Annotated in this window: 1 protein-coding gene; it reads left to right on the top strand. The window is 64.2% G+C overall.

Annotated elements, in window-relative coordinates:
- Positions 1-94: 94 nt before the first annotated feature.
- On the top strand, positions 95-10,216 hold the full coding sequence (locus tag AAG801_RS03700) for a hemagglutinin repeat-containing protein (RefSeq protein ID WP_341887202.1): 10,122 nt from the start codon (positions 95-97) through the stop codon (positions 10,214-10,216).
- The last annotated feature ends 206 nt before the right edge of the window (positions 10,217-10,422 follow it).

The following is a 10,422-nucleotide window of genomic DNA, read 5'->3' on the forward strand; positions in this document are numbered from 1 at the left end:
CTATATAGGCCGTTCATCCCCCGACAATTGGACTGCGACGCGTTTTGATACAACGTTGACGCGGGTACTAAAAAAATCTCAGGGAGCTCAGGATATGAATCGCCATCTGCACCGCATCATCTTCAATGCAGCCCGAGGCATGCGCATGGTGGTTCAGGAAACTGCGGCGAGCACGGGGAAAGGGCGTTCCAAAGCGACCTCGGTTGCGGGGGCTGCGTTGGTGGGGGCTGCGGCTCTTGCTCCGATGCTTGTGGGGGCGGCTTTCGCGGGCATGTTCACGGCGAGTCCGGTTCATGCGCAGATGGTTGGCGCACCCAACGTCCCGGGCAATCAGCGGCCCACAGTTCTTGTGGCACCCAACGGTGTGCCGTTGATCAACATCCAGACGCCGTCGGCTGCAGGTGTCTCGCGCAACATCTACAACCAGTTCAACGTCGGCCCCAACGGCGCCATCCTGAACAACAGCCGCACCAACGTGCAAACGCAACTTGGTGGCATTGTTCAGGGCAATCCGTTCCTCGCGAGGGGGCCCGCGCGGATCATTCTGAGCGAGGTCAACGGCGGCAGTCCGAGCCAGCTGCGCGGCTACATCGAAGTCGGCGGGGCGAGGGCCGAAGTGATCATCGCCAACCCCGCTGGCATCAGCGTCGACGGCGGCGGCTTCATCAATGCGAGCCGAGCCACGCTGACCACCGGCACACCGCAGTTCAATGCCGTGGGCGGCCTGGACAGCTTCCTTGTGCGCGGCGGCACCATCACCATCGACGGCGCGGGCCTGGACGCCAGCAAGACCGACTACGCCGCCATCCTCGCGCGCGCCGTGCAGGCCAACGCCGGCATCTGGGCCAGCGAGCTGAAGGTGGTGACCGGCGCCAACACGGTCAGCGCCGACCACGGCCAAGTCACGCCTACCACGGGCACCGGAACGGCGCCCACCTTTGCCCTGGACGTGGCTGCGCTCGGCGGCATGTACGCCGGCAAGATCACCCTCATCGGCACTGAAGCCGGCCTGGGCGTGCGCAACGCCGGCACCATCCAGGCCGCGCCGGGCGCCGCCGCGCTGATGGGCGCGGGCCAACTGATCGTCACCAGCGCCGGGCGCCTGGAGAACATCGGCACGCTCCAAGCCACCGCCGATGCGAACCTCGCGGCTTTGACGCTCGCCAACAGCGGCCGCATCAGCAGCGGCGGCAACCTGAAGCTCACGACCCAGGGCGACCTGGCCAATGCACTGAACGGGACGGGCGGCACGCTCGAAGGCGCGCGGCTGGAGCTCGCCAGCACCGCGGGCGACATCGACAACCGCGGCGGCACCCTGCGCCAGACCAGCAGCGCCGGCCTCGGGCTGAATGCGCCGGCCTTGAGCAACACCAGCGGCGGCGTCATCGGGCTGGAGCCGGTGGCGGCTGCGCCTTCCACGCCCGGCCCCGGCGGCGGTACGGGCACAGGAACTGGAACGGGCGGCACTGCCACCCCAGGCGCGCCGACAGCAGGCACCGGCACCATCGCGCCGGCGCCGTATGTGCCGCCATCGCCCGGTACCGTCACCGCGGCCGGCACCTTGCGCAACGACGGGGGCAAGATCTACGCCGGCGGGCCCATCAGCCTGCAAAGCGCCAACATCAACAACAACGGCGGCACCCTGAGCGTCGCCAGCATGGCCGTGAGCCAGCCCACGTTCGACAACCACGGCGGCACGCTCAACGTCAGCAACGGTTTCGAGGCCAATGTCGGGAGGTTCGACAACACCGGCGGCAAGCTCAATGCGGGTTCGCTGAACATCGTCACGAGCGGCGACCTGATCAACGTCGATGGCTCGCTAGCCAGCGGCAGCGATGCGAGCCTCGCGGTCGGCGGCAAGGCAGACAACACGCGCGGCACGATCTCGGCCACCGGCCGCCTGATGGCACACGTGGTGGGGGCCATGAACAACAACGCCGGCACGCTGATCGCCAATCAGGCTATGGCACTGGGCGCCGGCAGCCTCGACAACACGACGGGCAGCATCCAGTCGGCACAGGGGGGCGTGCAGGTCAACGTGGTCAATGCGCTGATCAACGGTAGCGGTGGCTCGCTTGGTGCAGCGACCGATCTGAATGTCAAGGCGGGTTCGATCGCCAACAGCGGCAGCTTGCGGGGCGAGAACGATGTCAGCGTCGTGGTTGAGGGTCAGCTGGCGAACGACGGGAGCATCACGGCAGGCCGCCACACGACGGTCGCGGCAGGCCGTGTGCAAAGCGGGACGACAGGCGTCTTTGGCGCGGGCATCCAGAGCGACGGCAAGCTCGGCAGTGCGGGCGAACTGCGTGTCACGACTTCCGGAGCGCTCGTTGCCAGCGGCACCAACCTTGCGGCCGGTGACGCCGTGCTGCACGGCGCGAGTGTCGATGTGTCGGCCAGCCAGACAAACGCGGCCAACATTGGGATCACGGCGACGCAGGGCAACGTGATCACAAGCAAGGCCACGGTCATCACGCCCGGCACGCTTGCCATCACGGCCAATAGCAATGCCGGGCAAACGCTGGTCAACGATGGCGGCACACTCAACGCAGACCGGTTGGACCTGAAGGTCTCGAACATCTCGAACACTCACGAGGGCGAGATCGTTCAGACCGGCACGGGTGCGACCACCATCGCCGCCAGCGGAGCGCTGAACAACGACGGCGGCCGCATCGCCAGCAACGGACAGGACTTGACTCTGCAGGCCGCGTCCATCACCAACAACGCGGGCAAGGTCGAGCACGCTGGCCTGGGCGCATTGACCATCACCGGCGGCCGATACGATGGCGCGAAAACGGGGGGTGTCCCGAGCAAGATTACGACCAACGGCGCTCTGGTGGTCGCGCTGTCCAGCGCCTTCAACCAGGATGGTGGCGAGACCAGCGCCAAGCAGATCACCGTTGATGCAGGCTCCTTGAGCAACCGCGGTGGACAGATTGTTCAGACGGGCAGCGAAGCTGCGCGCATCACGGCGAAAGCTGCGTTGGACAACACCGGCGGCACCATCGCCAGCAACGGCGGCGTCAGCCTCTCCGCGGGCAGTCTCACGAACCAGGGCGGAACGATCCGTGCGGCCGAAGCTTCCAGCCTCGGTTTGGCAGTGACTGGCGTGCTCGACAACAGCAACAAAGGCACGGTCAGCGCAGGTGGCAACGCCACGATCACCGCCGGCCAGCTGAACAACGACAGTGGCAGCGCAACGGCTGTCGGCGATCTGAGCCTCACCATCGGCGGTGCCGCGACGAACGCGGGTGGCACCCTGGCTGCCAACGGGAACACCAGGCTCGTTGCAGCCACCTTGGGTAATCGTCTCGGCACTGTCGCGGCAGTCAAGGGTAACCTGGGCGTGACCACTTCCGGTGCGACGACCAATGACGAAGGAACGCTGCAGGCCGGAGGCAAGGTTGCCCTGGCCAATGGTGGCCTCATCAACACGGGCGGCAAGGTTTTTGGTGACAGCCTGACGGTGGACACACGCGGCAATGCCCTGGACAACAGCGAGAAAGGGACATTGGCGGCGACCACCACTGTCGATCTGAAGTCGGGCGCTTTGAACAACGACACCGGACTGATCCAGTCCGGCGCCGCAATGACCATCGACACGAAGGGCCAGACGCTGCGCAACACCAACGCCGCTGGCTATGACAACAAGCAGGGCGGCATCACCAGTGCCAGTACGCTCGATATCAAGAGCGGTGCGGTCGACAACGCGGCCGGATTCATCGGCGCGAAGAATGCACTGACCGCCGATACCGGCGCCTTCTCCAACTCTGGCGGCGGCATGGTGCTGGGCCAATCAACCGTTGCGATCGACACAGGTCTCGCGGGGTATGACAACAGCGGCGGGCAAACTCTGGCGGTTGGGGACCTCAGCCTCACCACAACAGGACTTGCCAATGTGCAAGGCCTGATCCGGTCCACGGCGACGACCACGCTTCACGCCGTCACGCTCAACAACGCCGGCACTCAGGGCGCAGAGCTGGGCATCGAAGGCAAGAATGTCAACATCTCGGCGCAGTCGCTCTCCAATAAAACGGGTGCAATTCGTGCGGACGAGAACGCCATGCTCACCAGCAGCGGGCAGATCGACAACAGCGCGGGCCTGGTATCTGCAGGCGACACGCTCACCGTGAAGGACCCCGGTGCAGTCAAGAGCCTGTCAGTGCTCAACACCGGCGGCACCCTGATCGCCGGCAAGAACGTCTTGCTCGACGCAGGTTCGGTCACGTGGGACGGAAAGCTGCTGTCGCAAGGCGACATGAGCTTGGGGGTCACCGAGGACATCGCCTTTGCCGCAGGCAGCGAAACCATCGCCAACCACAACCTGAACATATCGACGGCCGGCAATATCACCAATGGTGGCAAGCTGAGTGCCGGCAACGACCTCACACTTTCCGCGAAGGACATCAACAACACGGCGACTGGCGACATCCAGGGGAAGAACACCACGCTGAACGCCAGCGGCACATTGACCAATCGAGGTGTGATCGATGGCATCGAGACCCGGATCAATGCTGGGACACTGGACAACCTTGGCACTGGTCGTATCTATGGCGACCACATCGCGATCGGTGCCGGCACGCTCAACAACAGCGCGGAAACGGTCAACGGCGTGGCTTCGGCCGGCACCATTGCGGCACGAGACCGACTGGACATCGGCGCCGGCACCATCAACAACCGCGATGGCGCGCTGATCCTGAGTGGTGGAGACCTTTTCATCGGCGGCAAGCTGGTCGACGGCAAGGCCAGCGAAGCAGCCGGCACGCTGAACAACCACGCGGCCACCATCGAGGCAGTCGGCAATGCCGATATCAAAACCAATGTCCTGAACAACACCAACGGCGGCGTGACATGGAGCACCCAGACCACGTCGGATGGTCGAGAGCACAGGGAATATGCGCTGCCCGGCAGCTCGACGCGCTACGATCCGAGCCAGCTGGTCTTCGTGACGGTTCAGGGCCCCTCGGTCGACTTCGAGCACCTGATGGGGTATCTGTGGCCCAGCTTCGTGAGCTACGCCGCGGGACCCGTCTTCGGCCAGTTCTCGGGGATTCTGGTGCCCTCGGCCAGCTATCCGCTGTCCCGCTACGGCACCTACTACGCGAATCCGCCGCGCAACAGCAGCGATCTGCATGGCATACGCTATGTGAATATCGATTTCAGCGAGCCGTTCACAGAGCCCGGTGCCTGGTACTCGCGCACCGATCCGATCTGGGCCGCTTTCGGTGTGATGCCACCGGCGACCGACTTGCCGACAAACGACGCCCAACTGGCGGCCTACCTTGAGGCCCACAAGCGCCTCGACGCCTCGACCGAGGCCTTCATCCGGGACGTCTACGACAACTACGCGCGCTCCTACTACGCCTGGGCCTATACCGAGTCGACCACCACCCCGGTGCTGCAGACGTCGTCGCCCGCCCGCATCATCGCTGGCGGCAAGATGAACATCGCCGTAGGCAGCGGCACCAACGACATGAGCCAGATCTTGGCCGGGGGGGCGTTGACCGTCACCGGCGGAACGATCACGAACAAGAACGTCGAGGTCTCCGGGGCGCAGACTCGCACCGGAGTGCAGCTGTTCCAGGCGGGTCTGGGTGACGGCGAGCAGGTATCTCCTTACAACACCAGCGTGCCCATCACCGTGACCCTGGCGGCGGCACGGCAGGAGGGCAATGTCTCGGTGGCGGGTAGCGGCGGATCCACCGGCACCCTGACCCCCGGCCACACCAACCAGGGCATCACCGGTCCGAGTGGCATCAATGCCGGCGGTCCCACGGGCGTGGCGGGCGGGACCGGCACGCCGGTGAACGCGTCAGGTACGGCCTCTGGCGGCGCGACGGGCCCCATCGTCCATCCGATTTTCGAGGTGCGTCTGGCCGAGAGTTCGGGTTCTACACAGGTCGTCCGCGCCACCTTGCCGAACCTGACCGTCCCGTCGGCCAGCCTTTTCCGCACGCATGCGGAGGCTTCGAGCCACTACCTGATAGAGACCGATCCGCGCTTTGCCAACCAGCGCAACTGGCTCAGCAGCGACTACCTGCTGAACAACCTGGGGCAGGACCCGAACAACACGCTCAAGCGCCTGGGCGACGGCTTCTACGAGCAGCGCCTGATCCGCGAGCAGGTGGCGCAACTGACGGGCTACCGCTACTTGGACGGCTACGACAGCGACGACAAGCAATACGCCGCGCTGATGGATGCGGGCCTCACTTTTGCGCGCCAATACGCACTGCGCCCGGGAATCGCGCTCACGCCAGCACAGATGGCGCAATTGACCAGCGACATCGTCTGGTTGGTGGAGCAGACCGTCATACTGCCGGACGGCAGCACTCAGCGCGTGCTCGTGCCACAGGTCTATGCGCGAGTAAAAAACGGCGACGTCGACGGCTCGGGCGCCTTGCTGGCCGGCAAGGAGGTCAACCTCAAGCTCGATGGCGACCTGGTCAACAGCGGCACGGTCGCCGGGCGCAGGACCGTCAGCATCACCGCGGAGAACCTCCAGAACCTGAACGGCCGCATCTCCGGTGGCAGCCTCGACCTCAAGGCCCGGACCGACCTGAACAACATCGGCGGCACGATCGACGCGGCCAGCCAGCTCAAGATCGAGGCCGGGCGCGACATCAACGTGCGCACCACGACCAGCAGCAGTGGGCTGGCCCTGGACCTTACCCCCGGGGCCGTGAGCCTGCGCGGCGCCACCATCGTCGACCGGGTGGCCGGCCTCTACGTGACCGGCTCCAAGGGCGTGCTGGTGGCTTCGGCTGGGCGTGACGTCAACCTGATTGGCGCCCTCGTCGCCAACAGCGGCAAGGAAGGCACGACCGAGATCGGCGCGGGCCGCGATATCAACCTGGGCACCGTCACTACCGCCAGGCAGGACGCCACGGTCCGGGATGTGGGCAACTACCGCGCCGAGGCCAGCACGCAGGAAGTCGGCACCCGCGTCGAGGCCAGCGGCGACATCCGGTTGCGAGCCCAGCGGGATGTCAACGCACGTGCCGCCACCATCGACAGCACGGACGGAGCGTTGGAGGTGATCGCTAAGCGCGACATCAATATCGTCGAGGGCCAATCCGGCACGGCACTGAACGAGGGTCTTCAAACAAGTGACCATGGTTTCGGAGGAAGCGAAAGCCGCAAGGATCAGGGCACCTTCGGTTCGACCGGCGTCATCGGCAGCAGCTTGGGCGGCAAGACCGTGGTGCTGGATGCCGGCAACGACATCCGCATCCGCGGCTCGAATGTGGTGAGTGACAAGGGAACCGAACTGCAGGCCGGCAACAACATCACCATCGAGGCTGCCAAGCAGACCCGGGACAGTCAGACCGTGCGCGAGGAATCCAAGAGCGGCATCTTCGATGCAGGCTCAGGCTGGACCTGGGGTCACCAGGACATGCGAAGCACCAGCAAGCGCGATGAAAGCACCGCCGTGGGCAGCACGGTGGGCGCCATCTCGGGCAATGTCACCATCACTGCCGGCAACCGCTACAGCCAGGTGGGCAGCGATGTGACGGCCCCCGATGGCAACATCGACATACAGGCGCGCGATGTGCAGATCGTGGAAGCGCGCGAAAGCAGCCGCAGCGAGAGCACACAAAGCTTCTCGCAAAGTGGCATCACGCTGGGCTTCAAGGCGCCGCTGATCGACATGCTGCGGGGCATGGAGGACACGGCCGAAGCCATGGGCAATACCAAGGACGACCGCATGAAGGCGCTGGGCGCGGCAAGCATCGGACTGAGCGGCTTTTCGGCCTACCAGGACATTGCACAGCAGGCCGCGACCCAAAACCCGGACGGCACTGGAGCCGTTAGCATGGGCGCAACGCTGACCATCGGCAGCAGCTCGAGCGAATCCACACGCAAAGAGAGCAGCGACACCTCGGCGCGCTCGCGCGTGCAGGCCGGCGGCAACGTCTCCATCGTCGCCGCCGGTGGTGGGCGAGACTCCAACATTCTCGTGCGAGGCAGCCAGATCGACGGCGGGAAGAACGTCAGCCTCGCGGCGGACAACAACGTCACGTTGGAAGCGGCCTCAAATATCAAGAAGGAGAGCTCTACCAGCCGCAGCAGCAACGCGAGCATCGGTGTGGGCGTGGCCTTCGGCGAGACCAATGGCATCACGCTCGAAGTCGCGGCGGCCAGCCAGAGCGGACGCGACAGCGGAACCGACGGCGCGTGGACGAACACCACCGTCAAGGCTGGGCAGCAGGTCAGCATCCAGAGCGGTGGGGATACCACTGTGCGAGGGGCCATTGTCTCGGGCAAGCGCGTCGAAGCGAATGTAGGTGGCAATCTACGCATCGAGACCCTGCAAGATACCAGCACCTACCATAGCGAAAACAGCGGCGGTGGCTTCAGCGGAAGCTTCTGCATCTACGCGTGCTACGGCGGCAGCGTCAGCGTGAGCGCAAACAACATGCGCGGCGATGGCGACTTTGCCAGCGCGACCCAACAAAGCGGCTTCTTTGCGGGCGACGGGGGCTTTGGTGTCAGCGTTCGGGGCAATACGACGCTCGTCGGCGCCGCCATCAGCAGCAAGGATGCGGCCGTGGACGAAGGGAAGAACAGTTTCAACACCGCCAGCTTGACGATGACCGATCTCGTGAACCGGGATATTTTCAAGGGCAGCGGCTATAGCTTCAACATCAGCACGTCAGGCGGCGGGGGCGCAGGCATCGGCGACAGCGACATCGACCGGTCCAGCACGACCCGCAGCGGCATCTCGGGCATTGCGGGCAATACGGCGATCCGGACCGGCGTGGACGGCACCAACGCGCTGCAGATGACCAATCGTCAGCGTGCTATGCGCGACATTCAGGCGCAGGTTCTGATCACGTCGCAGTTCGGATCGCAGGCTTCGCGCGCCGTTGGAGACTACGCCGAGGATCAGTATCGAACGCTGATGCGTCAAGCCAATGCCATGGGGCCCTCGCCCGAGCGCGATGCGATGGTGGCGGAGGCGGCAAAGTGGGGTGAAAGCGGTGTCTACCGCGTTGCTGCCCATCTTGTCGTCGGTGGGTTGGCGGGTGGCGCGGGCGGCGCTGCAGGCGCGGGCGCCGCTGCTGCCGGAGCGCAATCGCTCAACGACCTGCAAAACAGCATGTTGGATAGCCTGATAGGCGCGGGACTGAGTCCGTCGGCTGCCAGAGTGGCTGCAAGCACGCTGGGCGCCGGGTTCGCTTCCGTGGTTGGCGCGCTCGCTGGCGGAACCGCGGGCGCTGCGAGCGCCTACAACACCGATGCAAACAACCGCATCTTGCATCCCAGCGATACGGTGAACGCACATTTGCTCGCAGCTCAGTCCGGCGGCAAGTACACCCCGGAGCAGATTGCGGAGGCCCTGCGATGGTCCGGTGTGCGTGACGCGTCCGGCAATGTGGCCACTCCTTCGGGCGGTTTGCAGTCCTATGATTCAGCGACCGGGCAAGCCTACAGTTCGCAGTCGCCGACCCGGACGGTGGCGGGGGACATGGTCTATGACCCGGGCCTGAGAGTGGTAGCAAATGGCTATGCCCTCCAGGAAACCCTGCCCGGCGCGCCCAGCCGGGAGTTGATGAACTTCATCGTCCAGGGCACGGGCGGAGCGAGGTCACCCTACGTCTTTGATACGACCGGAATGACCTATGGGCCGGCCAATAGCGCTGACAATCCGCAGTATTTCCCGTGCGCCAGCACGACGTGTTTGGTCTACGGAGCGAACTGGAACCCCAACAATCCGACCAACCAGGCACAGGCTGAACGAGGGCGAAATGGTGTTGGCGCCGCTCTGTTGATCGTCGGTGCGCCAGTTGCGACGTACTTTGGCGCGCCGTGGCTCATGCTCAGGGGGGTGACTGCACAAACTACATTGACCTCTGGGAATATCGCAACTGTCACACCCGGGCAGTGGTTTGGCTCAATGGCGATAGGCAGTGGATTTTCCATGGGGAGCACTCTCCTTTTCAATCCCAATGCCACTCCTTTGCAGCTATCCGTGAGCGCCTTCGGCGGAGCACTCGGCAGCACAATAAAGCTTGGTGCAAATGTCTCTGCAGGATTGGCCAATCAGTGGATACCCACCACCTCTGGCAACCTGTCTACTCAGTTGATGGGGACTTCGACCTCGCGGCTAATCGGAATTGGAGCGGGGAATATGGGTTCAAATGAGAACTCAGGGGAGTCATTTTGGACAACTCCTGTACGTACTCACGCATGTCAACTGCTTGGCACTTGTTAGTCCACATATGAAACCAGACACCGATCCCCCAGGGACTCCTTTTAGTTTCGATGGTGTAGCTACTTGGCTATTTCCAAATCTATGGAATGAGACGAAGAGCGTTCCGTTCAGAGGGGCGCTATTTATTCTTTCCTACAGTGCGTCAACTATCTTCTTCTTTTCGTTAGTGATAGTTCCTGTCGGATTGTTTGTTTCTCTTCCGTTGG

The sequence above is a fragment of the Variovorax sp. YR752 genome, assembly GCF_943372545.1.